This window comes from Mesohalobacter halotolerans, assembly GCF_006120725.1.
Classification (GTDB): domain Bacteria; phylum Bacteroidota; class Bacteroidia; order Flavobacteriales; family Flavobacteriaceae; genus Psychroflexus; species Psychroflexus halotolerans.
Map to the genome: position 1 here is coordinate 1 of NZ_SWMU01000003.1, position 16,082 is coordinate 16,082.

A 16,082-nucleotide genomic window follows, 5' to 3' on the forward strand; every position below is an offset into this window, starting at 1 on the left:
TCCTGCCATCCGCTGAAAAAGCGGAATGGCAGGATAAAGTGTCACACTTCGGCTATCGCTCAGTGTAAAAATCAATCAAATCGCTCCGCTAATCACTCTTCGACTCCGCTAAAGCTTCGCTCAGGGTAAAAAGTGTCAACCCTGTGGAATAGCTGTTGCACAGCTACCGCCCTGCGGTATTCCACAGGGTTAATCCTTGAGGCAACGCACAGAGAAGCCCTCCGCTCGGTAGAAGTTATCCATGCCGGCAACGCTGCTGAAGTAGAGCTCGGGCGATTTGGTGTGGAAATGATCGATAAAAATGATTTGCCCAAGGTGATGTTTAAAAATAAGATACACCACCAAAAAGCCATATATGGTATGATAGCTGACCAGTCGCCAAAAGCTCAAAATATAAAGCACTGGACAACTTTTTTGGGCGTTGAAACACCTGTTTTTGTCGGGGCTGAAGTTTTGGCCAAGCGTTTAGACCACAATATGTGTTATATGTAAATTGACAAGGTAAAACGCGGTTTTTATGAGGTGGAGCTCATTACATTAACCACAAAAGCCAAAACCCATCAAGATTTTGAAATTACAGATTTATACTTTAATCAACTCGAAGCTCAAATTATAAACGACCTGAATATTATTTCTGGTCTCATAGGCGTTGGAAACACCAAAAAAAGGCTTAAATCCATGCTTATAAGTCTTTCAGTATCTCGAAAGTTAGTTTGTCAATATTTGATTGTCTAGGATGAAAAGCAGAAACATTGGATAAAATGATCACCGCTTTCTGATTTTTTAAATCAATAGCAATTGATGAAGTGTAATCACCTGTACCACCATTATGCCATAAAAGCTGATCTCTATTTGGTTGTTTGACAATATGCCAACCTAAGGCTATTACTAAATTTTTATTAACCTCAAAAGTTTTATTCTGAGTCATCGTAAGTAGTTTTTCTCTGTCGTCAAATTGAGCCATGACAAATTTTGACAAGTCACCTGTGTTTGAATAAATTCCACCAGTGAAATATGCGATAATTAATTTTTAATTAAAAATAATAAATTTGTAACAGTATTGGAATAATAAACAGTTCTAATTAAGGGAAGCTTACATTTAAAAGGCATTTCTGTTTACGTCCCATTTTTTTAGTCTAAAGATTTGTCTTGAGGTATCATATTTTCAACTATAATTTTATCGCTTGATACTTTAAAGTTTTTCATTCTATCTACAAACTCCTTTACAGATTGTTTTAATTCCCCAGCTTTACCTAATGGTTTAAAGATAAATAATGAATATGTAAAAAGGCCTATAGGAAATAAAAAAATTGCGCCAGCTTCAATACCAATTACCATCAAAATGAACATCAAAGCAATAATACTTAATGCTATAAAATGCATTTTATTTACAGCTGATTTAATTTCATTTTCATCTATTTTTTTTAATTTAAGCATATTGGCTTCAAGTTCTTTGAATTGTGGAATTGAATTTTCAATTCCCAGAATTTTTGATAAGTAGACAAATTGAGTAGCTTCTGGTGCATTTACCAAATTGATTGATGCTTTTCGGTAAGCTTTTGTAAATGGATTTTGTTTTTTCAGTTCTTCAGCATAAACAAGTAGATTTTCTATCACTTGTTGGTAGAGGAAAGCTAGAGTATTAACCCAGTTTTTAAGTACCATAGTTGCCTCCTCACGTAAAGCAAAATCGAGGTCATTTAAATTTCTTTTGAGTGTCATTGCACTACCAACAGTCATTGAAATATTCGCCACTGCAACACCAAAAACACCTTTTGAAGCATTATTTAAAAGCTCAGCGTTAGAATTAAAGTGAGTGCTGGCAGCAGTACCTGCAATAGCACCGCCATAACCGAGTATTTTTCCAACGTCTGATTTTGATTGACTTCCAGCATAAGCACTCATGGCTGCACCAATTGCAGCAGCACTAGCTTTAGCTTTTTCAGCCATTGCTTTGCGTCTTAATTCAATAACCTCTTTAACTCTTTCAGTAACCAGGTCTATTGTTCTGTCAAGAACGGTTGTAATAAAAATTGATTCAACTGTCATTATTTCCTTTGAGGATAATGAAGTTTTAGCTCTAAATTCTTCCAAAGATGTATGAGAAGATTTAAGGAAAAATAGATTATTATTATAATCAAATAAATGAGCTTGAGATAATGCTTTTGTTGCCCAACCAACAGAATCGTTGATGTCTTTCTTGATTAATTCCTCACTTAAATCTATAGCCTTTGGAAAGTTACCAGACGAAAGTTCCGTTATACATAGCTCTACTGTTGACCTATTATTTTGGTTTGAAGCGTTTATAAAATTGTCTTTTAAATTTTCAAATTTGTCTTTCATAATTTTATAATTTTAATTTCCCTACCCATAAGGCTTTTCAGATTACGCCCCGTTTTTTTGAGTGGGTTCTGGACCCCACTTTTATTTAAACTTATTTTAGTTACCTACTTTTCTTTTAAAACTTTTAAATAATTATTCTTAAGGATATAATACTCTGAATTTTCACTACTGTAATATGTTCCATTAACTTTACTCATCCAGGGACAATTAGAATTAGTTACACCAGATACTGTGATTTCATTATTAGAAATGGAATAATTCCCTTGTGACGCACATGAATTAACACCAGAGCCGCTAGTATCTCTCTCGTATGCTTTTAAGCTTCCGTTTGGGTTTAATTCAATAAATATTGAATGTGAATAATTATTGTGTAGGTTTCCCTCTCCATATAAAGAAGACCAAGTTCCAGTATATATATTACCGTCATTACAACTTGTCAACATAGACGTGATAATTGTGATTATTCCTAAAATTGTTATTGATTTTATTACTTTCATTGGTTTTTTAAATTTTAGTTTTATTTTTTAAGTTTATCTAAGTTCAAGTTATAAGTGCAACATGTAAGTTTTAAAATAAAATGATCAGCGGTATATAAAATACATCGACAAAATCGAACCACTATTTCATTTCAAATTTTGTTAATCAATGATTAAACATATATTAAAATCAAGTCATATTCAAAAAAAATACGGGTAACCGTAGGCACCCGTATTTTTAAACATCTATATTTAGTTGTATTTAATTGTTTATCAGTAATTTATATATCTAATAAATTTTTATTGTTTTAGGGCTTAATTCATGGCTTTTTTATGGTTTTTTCTGTGATATACTCTATTTTTAAACCACAAAACTTTATGTTTTTTGCTGTTTTAGATAAAAAGAAGTGCTAAAATTTATATAAATATATCTTGAAAAACTTATCATAAGTTTAAAAGCCTGATATGGTTTGGTTTTAAATATAAAGAAAAAACGCCTTGCAAAAGACAAGACGTTTTGATTGGCTAGACAAAAAAACAAACTTAGGGTTATAGAATTAGTTTAGCGCTTAATAAAACGTTTAACGATACTTGACTGCTCTTGGGTAGTTAGCCTTATAAAGTAATTACCAGCGGCTAAATCTATAACATTAATCTTTAGAGGTGCTGCACTTGCTGATAATTCAAGCTGGTTTAACTTTTGAACAAACATCAAGGGCTAACCGCATATCCAGCCACAAATCTATTCGTCCAATATCCTTCTAACTCGTCAATACGTATTTTACTATCTGAATTAGGGGCATGTATAAACGATTTATCATTTATAGCAATACCAACATGGGATACAGGAGAACTTATGGTTTTAAAAAACAAAATATCTCCAGACTTTATAGACTTAAGGTTTTTAGCAATTTTGGATTTAAAAAAGTTATACTGTTGTTTTGATGTTCTGGGTATATAAAGTCCTAAAGATTCATTCAACACCCATTGCACATAACCTGAGCAATCAAAGCCAGTCTCTGGGTTTTCTCCACCCCATACATAAGGTACTCCAATATATTTTTTAGACTCCGTAATAATTTTGTCTGCTAGATCTGATTCATTTAAAGTGCTTTTAGAAATTTCATCTTCTCTAGGATTTTTTTTCTCCTTTACACTAAGCTGAAAGTCCTTATCTATGGCTGATTTATAAAAATCCTTCTTTAAATTTAAATTAGCTTTTTTATTGATAATCTTAGTTACTTCATCTAAATCGACAGAAAATACAGCCCAGTATTCATATTTGCCATTATCCTTAATAAAAGATTTTGAATCTATAAGGGCAATTTTATTTGCGAACACATTTGATTTAGATACTGAATTTAGCCTTGTTTTACTGTTTGAAAGCTCATTAGCATTAGACAACTCTGAAGTTAAGTGAGATTCAATAACACTAATAGCTCGTTGGGCTAAATTAAATTGCGCATCTGCCAAAGCTTGAGACTTAACGGCGTTTAAGTTAGTGCCTATAGCATTAGAAATAACGTAAAACGACTCGTTTGTATCAGGGTAATCCTTTTTACTAAAGGGCAATTGAACTTCTTTAGATGTTTGATTAATCTGCTTTTGCTGGACTGAGCAAGACCCTAAAACAATAAATAGAAATAATGCGCTAATCTTTAATTTCATACTTGCCCTTTAAATTTTTCTTCTCGTTTTTGTTGATTTTTTTAAATTCTATATTATAGTTTAGCCCTAGTTTTGCTGTGACGTATTTATAATTAGAGTTGTCATCTGCAGCCAAATAATCAATACCAAACATAAAAGACAACTTTTTGGAAGTTCCTAAAATTAGACCTGGTGATATGTTAATAAAGTTAAAGGGTTCACTACCGGTAATGGCTAATGGATTTATTTCATTAAGAGATCGCCCTACACTTATCTCAAATTGGAGGAAGTTTTTAATAAATTCGTAACGAAGTGTAAGTCCAGCATCAGAAAAGCTATCTGAAAAATCTACACTTTTGTCCTCATCACTTAAAATAGCTCCTCCTAGATAAAAGTACCTTAGGTACGGCCCCAATCTTAAACCGGAGTTTGATATCCCAATAAAATAGTTTAAACGACCAGCTAAAAATGGAGAATCCAGTGTGAATTCATTAGAATCAGGCAATTCACTTGAGGTATTAATTGGGTAAGATTGTAAATAAACTGCAAATTCAAGATTGTTAAATAAACTAGACTCTTCTTTAGCTAACTTTAAATCTTTTTTATAGGCTAACCTACAAGACACTTCTATGTTTTTCCTTAGATTTTTAAGTCTTCTGCGTTGTTTTTTAGTCAGTTCAACCGAAGATATAGAACTTACCTGTTGAAGAGCCTCTTTACAGTCCATTACCAGGTAGTCACTTTCTATTTTTAAAATGCGGTCTTCAATTGAAAGTGAGAAAATTTCAAGCTCTGTTAAGGACTCATATATAGAATCAATTTCACTATCATAAGTTACATCTGAAATAGAATTTGCAAAGGGTAAGAAAAACTTCAATCTTTCAAACTCCTTCTTAATATTGATGATATCTTCTTTTAAAAATGAGGACTCTCTTCTTAAATCAGATAATAACAAGCTATTGATTCTCCGTTTTAACAATACTACCTTTGATGAGTATTCAGCTATAAATGATGAATTAAACACAGACTTACTAATATAAATAACTACTGTTCCATCATCTTTTTGACATTGACTAGGATTAATCAAAAAAGCCTCTGCTTTTACAATTGAGAGTTGTGAAAAATCACTTGTGCTTTCTCCATCTACATTTGTAAGTTCAAGTTTAGACTCCGTTCTAATAAGGCTAAATATGGAACTGACTAATTTTTTGCGGAGTTCACTAGTTGATAAATTTTCACTTGGAGGGCTCGAATAGAAATAATGATCTTCTTCAAAACGTTCATTAAACTGACAGTCATTTATACCCTGAGCAAAGGTATAACCACTCAAGAGTATAAAAAACAAAGCGATTTTTTTCTCCATATTAAAAATCCTCGGCAGTAACCTCAAAGCCTAAATTAGAGCTATTTGCCAGTTTAACCACTTCGGCAAGTTCTACTTTATACACCGCCCAATAATCATATTTAGTACTTGTACTCCCTTTATTTGCTCCTCTGGTATAGATTTTAGAATCTACAATTTTTATCTTTTTGATAGAGTTATTACCAATTCCATTTAACTTCAAGTTGAAATCACTAGTAGATGCTTCATCTTTATTGGTGAGTTTAAGCTCAGCTATAGACTTTAACGCTACTACAATACGTTGAGAAAAATCTGCTTGTGCAGCAGCTAAGGATTCTGCTTTTATAGCGTTAAGGTTTGTGCCTACTGAATTTCTGATAGAGTAAAATTCAGTGTCTGTGTCTTGAAAATTTTTAGCTTTAAAGGGTTCTTTTAGTTCTGTAGCGCCAGTTTCTTTGACATACTTTACTTTTGATCCGCAAGAAAAAAGAAATACCGAGGCTGTTAAAATTAAAATTATTCGTTTCATAAGTTGTTATTTAATAGTTTAAGTTTTAAAGATTAATTATTGTAAAATCATAAAAGAATTTGATACCGCAGTGTCGTCTTCGTTACTCCAAGCTGCAGGTATTATTCTCATCGTGTAGCAACTTGATGGTGTTAAGTTTTCTGGAATTCCGTAATTGTAGGTGTAAGTAAGTATCCCTTCATTGTTATAAAAGCTCTCAAAGTCGAGACCATTACAGATATATTCGATTTCATCTTCATTAACATAGAGATAAATTTCATATTGATTTGAGAAATTAAAATTAGCAGGTGATAACACGGTGATTTGATAAATATCTGAGGCGTTATAAACATTCTGCTCAGGTTCAATTAAATAATACCACTCGTTAATATGATTGTCCTCGGGTATGATTGTACAATCGGTCTCAGGAACAGTGGCTGCTACTTCATCAGAAGAATAAAACACACCTTGATTTGTAATCATGTAAGCTCTAAAATAATAGGTTTGTCCTTCTATAAGTTGTTCAACATCAATTGTGTTAGATTCTTGTATGCTTGTTGCACTCACCTTAGTATCCGATAGATTAGGGTTTTGTTCTTCGCTATACACCAAACCAAGATCAATAATTGCCTCAAGGTCTATATTAGGAGAAAGATTGACCAAAAGTCTAAGGGTATTGTTATCTAAACCATTATCTATAGATGTTACATAAGAAACGGTGATATCTTGAGTAATCAAAGGCTCATCCTCATCATTATTAAGTGCATTATTGACGATAACAGACTCGTCATATACATCTATCTCACTACAGCTAGATAAGCCCAATAGAAGGACAATTAAGACGATTAGGTTTTTTAAATTGATTTTCAAATTTTTATCATTTTAATTTTCATTATAAACTACGAAGGATTACTGCTTTTTATTATAAACTTTTGTACTTTCAAAATTACCATATTATCCAATAGATTTTATTTAATTTGCCCTGATGAGACATAAAACATCCTATTATGAGTGATTATCTCAAAAGACTAAACTACATTAGCCGTTGACTTAAGGCTGAGCCTATGTGATTTAAACTAATACATAAGATGTTTCTTTTTCTTTTTATTCCATCCTGCTTGGTTAGCATATTCAACAAAATAAATTTTTCAAAATTCTTGATCCTCATATTTTCTTATTTAATTAGTTTTATTTTAGAGTAAATTACTAACAGAGAAAAGAAATAATATTTAATAACTCATTAACAAAAAAGAGGTCAACACAGAAAGATGTAACACAATGAAATGCAACCAACTTCTGTCCATTTTAAATAAAATTAAGAATGTTAATTACCCAAACAATTTAATATTATTATTGTTTTTTAACATTATAAAAAACTAAAAGACATCAATTGATGTCTTTTAGAAATTAAAATTAGTGAATCATTTTGCAACCAGTAATATTTTCACAATTTGGTCCCATCATAGACTTTACAGTTTCTCTAGCTGCTTGGTATCCGGAAGCATTAACGATAACTTTTTGTCTTGATTGACCTTTCATCTTATACTCTACTTCATATTGTGCCATAATTTTATAATTTAAATTTTCCTACTCATAAGGCTTTTCAGATTACGCCCCGTTTTTTCAAGTGGTTTCTGGTCTCCACTTTTTTTAAATGTTTAGCAAGATGTTAAGCTTAAAGCATAAATAACAACAAAACCAAAAAAATTACAAATACGCCAAGCAATGGTCGTTTTGGTTTTTTTTTGATTATATCTTTTATAGTTTTTCTTTACATTGTCGTTGACCATCTAGTTTTAATTATAAGGCGTTCCATTGTTGAATTTTAATTTCTGATGGACCACAATCAGCAGCAATCACTTCAAGCTTATTTTCAGAAATAGAACTAATACAAACATTACCATCTCTAGCAACCGATAAAAACATGTACATTTTTGTACCATTAAAATTGGTAACATGTTTTCTCATTAAAGTTTGGTTTATATCATTACACCTTTTTTGCATAAAAATTTCTGCTTCATTAAAAGTTACTGTTGTTGAAAATGAAGATGAACTAATTTTCTTTTCTAATGATTTTATGCAACGGACAGACAACCCTTCTTCCTTAAAGTTGCTGCCGTTCCTGAAGAAATCGCCACTGCCATAATACAGGTAGCGGTTCCAGGCATTGTTTGTATCGTTCTCTGTAGAACTCCACCAGAAACCGTCATTACTAATGTAGTTGAACCTCCCACTCCTGCTACGGAAACCGCCAGGAAGACCTGAAAAACCGCTTTCGTTGGTTCCGTTGCCTGATTCTCCGTCATAATCAGCCCAAAATTCAGTAGATTTCATCTTCTTTCCTGCCATTCCTCCTAAAAATTCAGTTAAACGATTCCAATCTTCATTTGAAGGGATCTTCCATCCTTCTGGAGCCAAACCTCTAGGGTCATTCACTGCGTACCAATTGTATAACTTTCCGTATTTTTCACTATTTGCTGGATCATTGTCGTAATAACACCAGGCTGGTTCTTTATTAGAACCCGCTACTTTCCATTCATCAATAGTTTTTGCGTGTGGAATAGGGTCACCATTTCGGAATTTGTCCACGTTCAGGTTTTCTGTCATCCATACTTGTTTCCCGATGTGTGATTCTTTAACAGACTCTCCACAACCTGATAACATCATCAAAGCTATTACAAATAGGCTAAAAATTAAACTTGCTTTTTTCATAAATTCTTATTTTAGATTTTGATTAATCTAGAAATCTTTCTAGTCCATCTAATTTATCATCTAACAAAATAAAATCTTTATAGCCTTCACATTCCTTCATATCATCTTCATCAAAATCATTTATTTTGAATGCTCTACCCATATTTTGAACACTTCTATATAATAGAAAAAGACGTTCGCGCTCAACCTGGCTTAAACCTCTAAAAATAGTTCTTTTTTTTTTGTATTCTAAATTGCTAAAATTTGGATTACCAAGTATTTTAAGCATTTCATTGCCGTGACTCATAATAGCAGTCAAGTAGTCACAGGGTGTGTTCAATTCAGAAACTTTTATCTCTTCTGGCTTTTGTGCTTCCTGAGAACATCCTGCCATTAACACAGAGGAAACAATTATTATTCCTCTTAAAATTATTTTTTTCATTGTTTATAATTTAAATTTCCCTACTCGTAAGGCTTTTCAGAATCCGCCCCGTTTTTTATAGTGGGTTCTGGACTCCACTTTTTGTATAAACTTCTAAGTTAAAGTTATAAGTGCAACATGTAAGCTTTAAAATAAAATGATCAGCGGCATATAAAGTACATCGACAAAATCGAACCACTATTTCATTTTATATTTTTGTTAACTAATGATTCAAACCTACATTAAAGTCAAATTATATTCAAAAAAAATACGGGTAACCGTAGGCACCCGTATTTTTAAACATCTATATTTAGTTGTATTTAATTGTTTATCAGTAATTTATATATCTAATAAATTTTTATTGTTTTAGGGCTTAATTCATGATTTTTTTTATGGTTTTTCCGCATTTGTCCTCTATTTTTAAAACAAAATCTTTATGGTTTTTGCGGTTTTAGATAAAAAATAAGTGCTAAAATTCATATAAATATATCTTGAAAAACTTATCATAAGTTTAAAAGCCTGATATGGTTTGATTTTAAAAAATAAAGAAAAAACGCCTTGCAAGAAGCAAGACGTTTTGATTGGCTAAGTAGAAAAACCAAATAGATGAATTATTAGACGAGCTTTAATTTAAGCTAGGTTTCAATTTTGTTAACTAACAATTCAAATTTATATAAAGGTCAAATTATATTTAAAAAAAATATTATATGTATTTGTTGTTCATATAGTTATAAGTTATTACTGATTTTTATTTAATACTTTAATTATTGACCTAATTTGTGTAATATTGCGATAATATAATAATCATTTTTTTTCGTAGTGTGATTTTCTCCAGTTACAACAAGGCATTTGTATCATTTTTATGTGAATTAATGTTAAAGCAATAATTAAATTTACTATGAGAATTTATTTAACGATGGGGCTGTTTTTAATGGGTTTATATTTATCTGCTCAAGATTTAAAATATTCACCTAAGCGAACCACTTTTTGGGATCATGAAACCCAACAGCCTATTACTATATTAAACGATTCTACTTATGTTTATGGTTTAGATCTTCAACTTAAACAGATTCCCAAGCTTGATTTAGATGATTCTAGCTTAGCCGTTATGGGTGTAGCACATATACATGGTAAAACTTATCTTTACGATTTCGCTGGAGGTGTGGTGGTTGAGTATAGCAACCAAAGTTTTACCCGACACGATAAGTCTTTTACCCATAAAAACCAATATTACTCAGTACATTTTGTGCATGATAACCAAATTTACTTATTAGGTGGCTACGGCCTATTTACTAGAAAAAATATCTTGACGCGCTATGATTTTAAAGCGAGAGAATGGTTTTTAGTCGAAACATCAGGTGATATTCCAGAATTTATTACGACTAATGTTTTTCAAGTGATTGGTGACCAACTCTACTTTATAAATTTAAATTTTAAGAGTCCAAATCTAACTGAACACATAGACGAGGCTGTTTATGTGTTAGATTTAAATCAGTTTAGCCTAGAAAAACTTGGTCTTCTCGAAGATTTTAATTCTGTATATTCTACAAAATCAGACTTGACAAGTTATAATCTTAACTCCCTCAACAACCATACATTGCTTTTAACTAAAATTGATGAACCAGCAAAACTGATTAACTTTAAGGCCAACACACTCAGCGAAGTCGAATTATCACCTCAATTCCACACTAAGAGTAAAATACTTTATTACAATCCTGAAGAACAATCTTATACAATAGCAACTACAAATTCAGGTAATGAGAGATTATATTATTTAACAATTAATAGCCAAGACCTTGTCCAGAAAACACTAACTACTCATGCTCTATACAAAACTGATTTTAAAAGCTATACTGAATTGGCGATTTATATTGGGGCATTATTAGCTTTTATCGTATTTGGTTTTATAGGTGTTAAAGGCTATAAAAATTTAAATAAATTAAAAATAAATCTTCGCAACAAGTCTATAAAACTTAAAGGTAAACATCTTGATCAACTAAAAAAAGAACAAGTAGACCTTTTACTGTACTTAGCGCAACATCCTAATTATATTGAATTTTCTGATTTAATGATTCAACTTGGTTATAAAGGAAATTATGATGCGTTAAAGAGAACACGCAAAGTTCTATTTAATGATTTACATGATCAATTGATACCATATTTAGGTGACCGTACTAAAGCCTTGTTTATCATTAAAAAAAGTAAAGAGGATAAACGCTATAAAGTCATTAAGCTAAACCCTGATTTAGTAGTAATTAAACATTAATATATCATCATTAAAAAAACTTTTTAATTTTTATTTAAAAAGATGTTGTTTAGAAGTCTAAAGCTATTTATTTATAAAGAAGATTGCCATCAATAGAGCTGATATAATACCCCTACAAATTCGGACCACTTGTTAAGTTGAAAATTTATTAACTTTAAACGATATATAACCCGTGGTGCATAATCTAAATGAGATTGATTTTTAAATTATTGTTATTTCTGTTAAATACAAATTTATTCAAATATTGTATCGTTGTCAATGTAGTTATTTTAGCTAAGACCCTTGCTCTAAATCCATCAAAAGACTTAGCATAGTTTCGTCTGATCTTAAACTGGTCGCATAATTGTGAAAATAAAGTCTCAATTCGTTTTCTGTATTTTTTAAATTGATAAAACTGAGGCTGATAATCTTTTTGATTTTTTCGTTTTGGTGTTTCCAGCTCAATATTAGCTTGATCAAATAGATCAATTTGAACGTTTTGAGACAAATACCCTTTGTCTCCAAGAATCACACGATCAGTCATTTGATCTTTTATGTCTTTCAAATAATGAATATCATGAACCGAAGCAGGGCTTAGGTCGAAACTTTGAAAAACACCGTCTATGGAACAGACAGCATGAAGCTTGTAACCATAAAAATGTAAGTTTTGTGAAGCACAATAGCCTTTATTTGGGCGTGCATGATCTTGTTCTTTACATATCTTACTTCGTGATGAACGAGATAATTTACAAACTTCAAGTGGCATACTATCGACAACAAAATAGTTCTTAAACTCGTTAAATTTTTCAGTCATTTTCAATCTAATTTCTTCTAAATATGGAAAGCGTTTTCTTTTCCTTCTATTGTAAACACTTCTCTCAATTTTATTTTCAAGTGCAGTATCTTTCAACTCTCTAAAAAGTTGATGTTCAGGATCAATTGACTTGAATTCAGCTAAAATTACTAAGCTAATCAGTTCAATATCAGATAACTTGGTTTTGACAGGTTTAAAATAAAATTCATCTTTATTTGTGATTTTCATTAATTAATTAAAATTAATTTGTAACTTACTTCAAAGTTGTGCATGATTGTAGTGATTTGGTTTTCAATACAATATACTACTTTTCAGTAGCTTGCACAACTTTTTTTATAATGCACTACGGGTTCTTTTATAATTTTTATACCATCATAAGATTATTAGGAATTTTAAATATCTAATTTAGGTTGAAAAGACAAAAATAGGTTTATTTAATCACTCATATAAACAAAAAAAGCCAATATCTACAAAAGATATTGACTTTTAATTAAAGCGTATTTCAATTATTTAACCATGTCAAAACTGCGCTTAATGAATTTTGTCATTGCTTCACCCTTGAGTAAATTTTGAGACAATAAAGCTAAGTCTAATGACTGGTTGATCAAGCGCTGCTTTTTCTTTTTGGTTTTGGTATTCAATATATTTTCAATCAATGGATGATTGGTATTGACTACCAAATTATACATTTCCGGCATATTACCCATACCAAACATGCCACCGCCACCGCCGGTTTGTTGCATTTCTTTCATACGTCGCATAAATTCTGGCTGTGTAATCATAATTGGCATGGCATCAGAGTCGGCATCTTCCAATTGAATGGTATATTTATCTTTAGAAACCACTTCTTCAAATTCCTTCTTCAGAGTTTCTTTTTGCTCATCATCTAGTTTAGACACCTTATCTTCATCTTTTTTGATAAGATTATCGATATGATCACTGTCTACTCGAACAAAAGATACTTTATTGTCTTTTTCTGTTTCTAGTTTTTGAATGAGGTGTGCAACGATAGGTGAATCTAAAAGCAATACTTCATAACCTTTGTCTTTTGCAGATTGTATATAAGTATGCTGGGCTTCTTTGTCTGACGCGTAAAGTACGACTAACTTATCGTCTTTGTCTGTTTGATTTTTTTCTATTTTTTCTTTGAGTTCGTCAAAGGTATGGTAGTTGCCGTCTACTGTTGGGTAAAGTGCAAATTTTTGCGCTTTTTCAAAGAACTTATCTTCTGTGAGCATACCGTATTCTATCACAACTTTGATGTCGTTCCATTTTTGCTCAAAATCTTCTCGGCTATTGTTAAAAAGTGATTTGAGTTTATCGGCGACTTTTCTAGAAATATAGCTTGATATTTTCTTTACAGCACCATCGGCTTGTAAATAAGATCGTGAAACGTTTAAAGGAATATCAGGCGAATCAATCACACCGCGAAGCATGGTTAAAAATTCAGGCACAATTCCTTCGACATTGTCGGTAACAAAAACTTGATTTTGGTAGAGTTGAATTTTATCTTTTTGAGCGGCTATTTCCTGTGTCATTTTGGGGAAATAGAGAATACCTGTCAAATTAAAAGGGTAATCTACATTAAGGTGAATATGAAACAGAGGTTCCTCAAACTGCATGGGGTAAAGCTCTCTGTAGAAATTTTTATAGTCTTTTTCGTCAAGGTCAGCGGGTTGTTTTGTCCATGCAGGGTCAGTGTTGTTGATAATATTATCAACAGCCACTTTTTTAGGCTCTTCATCGTCTTTGGCATCTTCTGACTTAGGGAGTTCTTTTTCTTTGGTTCCAAATTTAATTGGAACGGGCATAAATTTGTTGTATTTATTCAACAATTCTGAAATTCTATTGTCTTCTAAAAACTCTTTGTCATCATCATTGATATGTAAAATTATTTCGGTCCCGCGATCAGTCTTTTTGTCGGTTTCTTCAAGTGTAAACGCTGTTGTCCCTTCGCATGTCCAATGAACAGCAGGGGCGTCTTTCCATGATTTTGTCAAGATTTCAACCTTATTGGCTACCATAAAGGCTGAATAAAACCCAAGACCAAAGTGACCTATAATACCTGCGTCTTTAGAATCTTTGTCTTTATATTTTTCTAAAAATTCTTCTGCACCAGAGAATGCCACTTCGTTGATATACTTTTTGACTTCTTCTTCTGACATACCGACACCCTGATCAATAATGTGAAGTGTCTTATTATCTTTATCAATCTTGACTTCAATTTGTGGGTTACCGATATCAATCTTGGCTTCACCAATTCGAGTTAAGTGTTTAAGCTTTTGAGTTGCATCAGTTGCATTAGAGATAAGTTCTCTAAGGAAAATTTCGTGATCGCTGTAAAGAAATTTTTTAATCAGTGGAAAAATATTTTCTACTGATACATTAATATTACCATTTGCCATTCTAAATTTTTTTTGAATTGAATTTAATCTAATCGACCAAAACAAATACCAATTTAATAATTATGACAAAGTGGCATTTTTATTAAAATTAATTTTAAACGTTTGTCGTTCGGCTTAGGGATTGAGGCATTGTTGGAGCCCCCGCAACAAGCGGGACGACTGCCGAAAGCCCGGCTCCCGCACGCGCGGGAGAAAGCCCCAAAAAGAAATTATGATTTGAAAAACGCCATAAATATAAAAACCATATAGCCTATCAATAAAATAAAACCCTTGAGTCTATTGATGTAAAAACGTTGCGGTATGAGTAAAGCTAAGGGCATTAAAATAAATGCAAAAGCGAGCATCCAGATCAGGTCTGAACTTAACATTTTAGGAGACTCTAGAGCTAAGGGATGAAGCAAGGCGGTTATCCCCAAGACGCTTCCTATATTGAATATATTTGACCCAATTAGGTTTCCTAAAGACAAATCTTTTTCTTTTTTTATGGCTGCCATAACAGACGCGGCTAGTTCTGGAATACTGGTCCCGAGCGCCACCATCGTTAAAGATATAATCCTGTCACTGACACCAAAATCTAGTGCGATACCCGTAGCACCACTAACTAACCATTCGGAACCGTAATATAAACCAAGGATACCTAATGCAAGCCAAATGAGCACTTTAAAATAACTCGTTGATTTAAGACTCACATCTACATCTTCTACAATAATATCTTTCTTGGTCCGGGTTCTGATCACTAAAAATAACAAATACAATACTAAGCCAACAAGTAACATCAAGCCTTCAAAGGCGGATAAAATTTGCTCAGTAGATAAAAAATAGTAGAGAAAAATAGAAAATAACATCATAATCGGCCAATAAAACCGATTAAAATCCCTGTCTGTTGAGAGTTTGTGAATAATAGCTGTTACACCCAGAACTAAACCAATATTAGCAATATTAGACCCCACAACATTGCCTATGGCAAAATCGGGTTTACCTTCGATCGCGGCAACAATACTGACAAACAATTCAGGCACTGATGTGGCAAAAGATACTACAGTTAAGCCCACAATCATTTTGGAAATATTAAGCTTTAATGAAATTGAAACTGAAGACCTTACGAGAAATTCACCTCCGATAACTAATAAGCTAATGCCCAGAAACAGTAACAAATAATCCATTAACGCCTAATTTTTAGCAAATATAAA

Annotated in this window: 15 protein-coding genes and 1 pseudogene; 2 read left to right on the forward strand and 14 right to left on the reverse strand. The window is 32.0% G+C overall.

Features of this window, described 5'->3' with window-relative positions:
- Positions 1-132: 132 nt before the first annotated feature.
- On the forward strand, positions 133-492 hold the full coding sequence (locus tag FCN74_RS07295; RefSeq protein ID WP_138931947.1) for a lysophospholipid acyltransferase family protein: 360 nt from the start codon (positions 133-135) through the stop codon (positions 490-492).
- Positions 493-682: 190 nt separating this feature from the next.
- On the opposite strand, the gene FCN74_RS07300 is transcribed toward FCN74_RS07295, so the two are convergent.
- The 11 genes from FCN74_RS07300 to FCN74_RS07345 all read right to left on the reverse strand — a co-directional run bounded on the left by FCN74_RS07300 (position 683) and on the right by FCN74_RS07345 (position 9,449).
- A complete protein-coding gene (locus tag FCN74_RS07300; protein ID WP_317128790.1) occupies positions 683-1,024 on the reverse strand; it encodes a serine hydrolase in 342 nt (113 codons plus the stop codon).
- A 107-nt stretch (positions 1,025-1,131) separates the two neighbouring features.
- Positions 1,132-2,343, reverse strand: coding sequence for a hypothetical protein (locus tag FCN74_RS07305; protein ID WP_138931949.1), 1,212 nt, complete (start codon positions 2,341-2,343; stop codon positions 1,132-1,134).
- A 104-nt stretch (positions 2,344-2,447) separates the two neighbouring features.
- Positions 2,448-2,840: a hypothetical protein gene (locus tag FCN74_RS07310; RefSeq protein WP_138931950.1), complete on the reverse strand. Its 393-nt coding sequence runs from the start codon at positions 2,838-2,840 to the stop codon at positions 2,448-2,450.
- A gap of 541 nt (positions 2,841-3,381) precedes the next feature.
- Positions 3,382-3,531 (reverse strand): T9SS type A sorting domain-containing protein, encoded by a 150-nt coding sequence (locus FCN74_RS12420; RefSeq protein ID WP_171047137.1) that lies wholly within the window; start codon positions 3,529-3,531, stop codon positions 3,382-3,384.
- Entirely contained in the window at positions 3,531-4,487 is a 957-nt protein-coding gene (locus tag FCN74_RS07320; RefSeq protein WP_138931952.1) for a C40 family peptidase, read from the reverse strand. Before FCN74_RS07320 ends, FCN74_RS12420 begins: the two co-directional genes overlap by 1 nt.
- Complete coding sequence (locus FCN74_RS07325) at positions 4,471-5,829, reverse strand: hypothetical protein (protein ID WP_138931953.1); 1,359 nt, start codon at positions 5,827-5,829, stop codon at positions 4,471-4,473. The genes FCN74_RS07320 and FCN74_RS07325 overlap by 17 nt, the downstream gene beginning before the upstream one ends.
- Before the next feature lies 1 nt (position 5,830).
- Positions 5,831-6,337 (reverse strand): hypothetical protein, encoded by a 507-nt coding sequence (locus tag FCN74_RS07330; protein WP_138931954.1) that lies wholly within the window; start codon positions 6,335-6,337, stop codon positions 5,831-5,833.
- 36 nt (positions 6,338-6,373) lie between these two features.
- Positions 6,374-7,186, reverse strand: coding sequence for a hypothetical protein (locus FCN74_RS07335; protein WP_138931955.1), 813 nt, complete (start codon positions 7,184-7,186; stop codon positions 6,374-6,376).
- A gap of 543 nt (positions 7,187-7,729) precedes the next feature.
- A complete protein-coding gene (locus tag FCN74_RS12070) occupies positions 7,730-7,882 on the reverse strand; it encodes a hypothetical protein (protein WP_171047138.1) in 153 nt (50 codons plus the stop codon).
- Positions 7,883-8,116: 234 nt separating this feature from the next.
- A complete protein-coding gene (locus FCN74_RS07340; protein ID WP_212751766.1) occupies positions 8,117-9,028 on the reverse strand; it encodes a fibrobacter succinogenes major paralogous domain-containing protein in 912 nt (303 codons plus the stop codon).
- A 22-nt stretch (positions 9,029-9,050) separates the two neighbouring features.
- Complete coding sequence (locus FCN74_RS07345) at positions 9,051-9,449, reverse strand: hypothetical protein (protein WP_138931956.1); 399 nt, start codon at positions 9,447-9,449, stop codon at positions 9,051-9,053.
- Between the two features lie 877 nt (positions 9,450-10,326).
- On the opposite strand from FCN74_RS07345, the gene FCN74_RS07350 reads away from it, so the two are divergent.
- The gene (locus FCN74_RS07350) at positions 10,327-11,694 is read left to right on the forward strand and encodes a hypothetical protein (RefSeq protein ID WP_138931957.1); all 1,368 of its coding nucleotides are present in this window, start codon (positions 10,327-10,329) and stop codon (positions 11,692-11,694) included.
- A 184-nt stretch (positions 11,695-11,878) separates the two neighbouring features.
- Here FCN74_RS07350 and FCN74_RS07355 read toward each other — a convergent pair.
- The 3 genes and pseudogenes from FCN74_RS07355 to FCN74_RS07365 form a co-directional block, all read right to left on the reverse strand.
- Positions 11,879-12,759, reverse strand: a pseudogene (locus tag FCN74_RS07355) (IS982 family transposase).
- A gap of 234 nt (positions 12,760-12,993) precedes the next feature.
- Entirely contained in the window at positions 12,994-14,892 is a 1,899-nt protein-coding gene (gene htpG, locus FCN74_RS07360; RefSeq protein ID WP_138931959.1) for a molecular chaperone HtpG, read from the reverse strand.
- Between the two features lie 209 nt (positions 14,893-15,101).
- Entirely contained in the window at positions 15,102-16,055 is a 954-nt protein-coding gene (locus tag FCN74_RS07365; RefSeq protein WP_138931960.1) for a calcium/sodium antiporter, read from the reverse strand.
- Positions 16,056-16,082 lie beyond the last annotated feature (27 nt).

What these genes read in the sequence shown, in the direction of transcription:
- FCN74_RS07305 (WP_138931949.1), bottom strand. Translation starts at nt 2,343, where the DNA reads ATGAAAGACAAATTTGAAAATTTAAAAGACAATTTTATAAACGCTTCA.
- FCN74_RS07310 (WP_138931950.1), bottom strand. Translation starts at nt 2,840, where the DNA reads ATGAAAGTAATAAAATCAATAACAATTTTAGGAATAATCACAATTATC.
- FCN74_RS12420 (WP_171047137.1), bottom strand. Translation starts at nt 3,531, where the DNA reads ATGTTTGTTCAAAAGTTAAACCAGCTTGAATTATCAGCAAGTGCAGCA.
- FCN74_RS07320 (WP_138931952.1), bottom strand. Translation starts at nt 4,487, where the DNA reads ATGAAATTAAAGATTAGCGCATTATTTCTATTTATTGTTTTAGGGTCT.
- FCN74_RS07325 (WP_138931953.1), bottom strand. Translation starts at nt 5,829, where the DNA reads ATGGAGAAAAAAATCGCTTTGTTTTTTATACTCTTGAGTGGTTATACC.
- FCN74_RS07330 (WP_138931954.1), bottom strand. Translation starts at nt 6,337, where the DNA reads ATGAAACGAATAATTTTAATTTTAACAGCCTCGGTATTTCTTTTTTCT.
- FCN74_RS12070 (WP_171047138.1), bottom strand. Translation starts at nt 7,882, where the DNA reads ATGGCACAATATGAAGTAGAGTATAAGATGAAAGGTCAATCAAGACAA.
- FCN74_RS07340 (WP_212751766.1), bottom strand. Translation starts at nt 9,028, where the DNA reads ATGAAAAAAGCAAGTTTAATTTTTAGCCTATTTGTAATAGCTTTGATG.
- FCN74_RS07345 (WP_138931956.1), bottom strand. Translation starts at nt 9,449, where the DNA reads ATGAAAAAAATAATTTTAAGAGGAATAATAATTGTTTCCTCTGTGTTA.
- FCN74_RS07350 (WP_138931957.1), top strand. Translation starts at nt 10,327, where the DNA reads ATGAGAATTTATTTAACGATGGGGCTGTTTTTAATGGGTTTATATTTA.
- htpG (WP_138931959.1), bottom strand. Translation starts at nt 14,892, where the DNA reads ATGGCAAATGGTAATATTAATGTATCAGTAGAAAATATTTTTCCACTG.
- FCN74_RS07365 (WP_138931960.1), bottom strand. Translation starts at nt 16,055, where the DNA reads ATGGATTATTTGTTACTGTTTCTGGGCATTAGCTTATTAGTTATCGGA.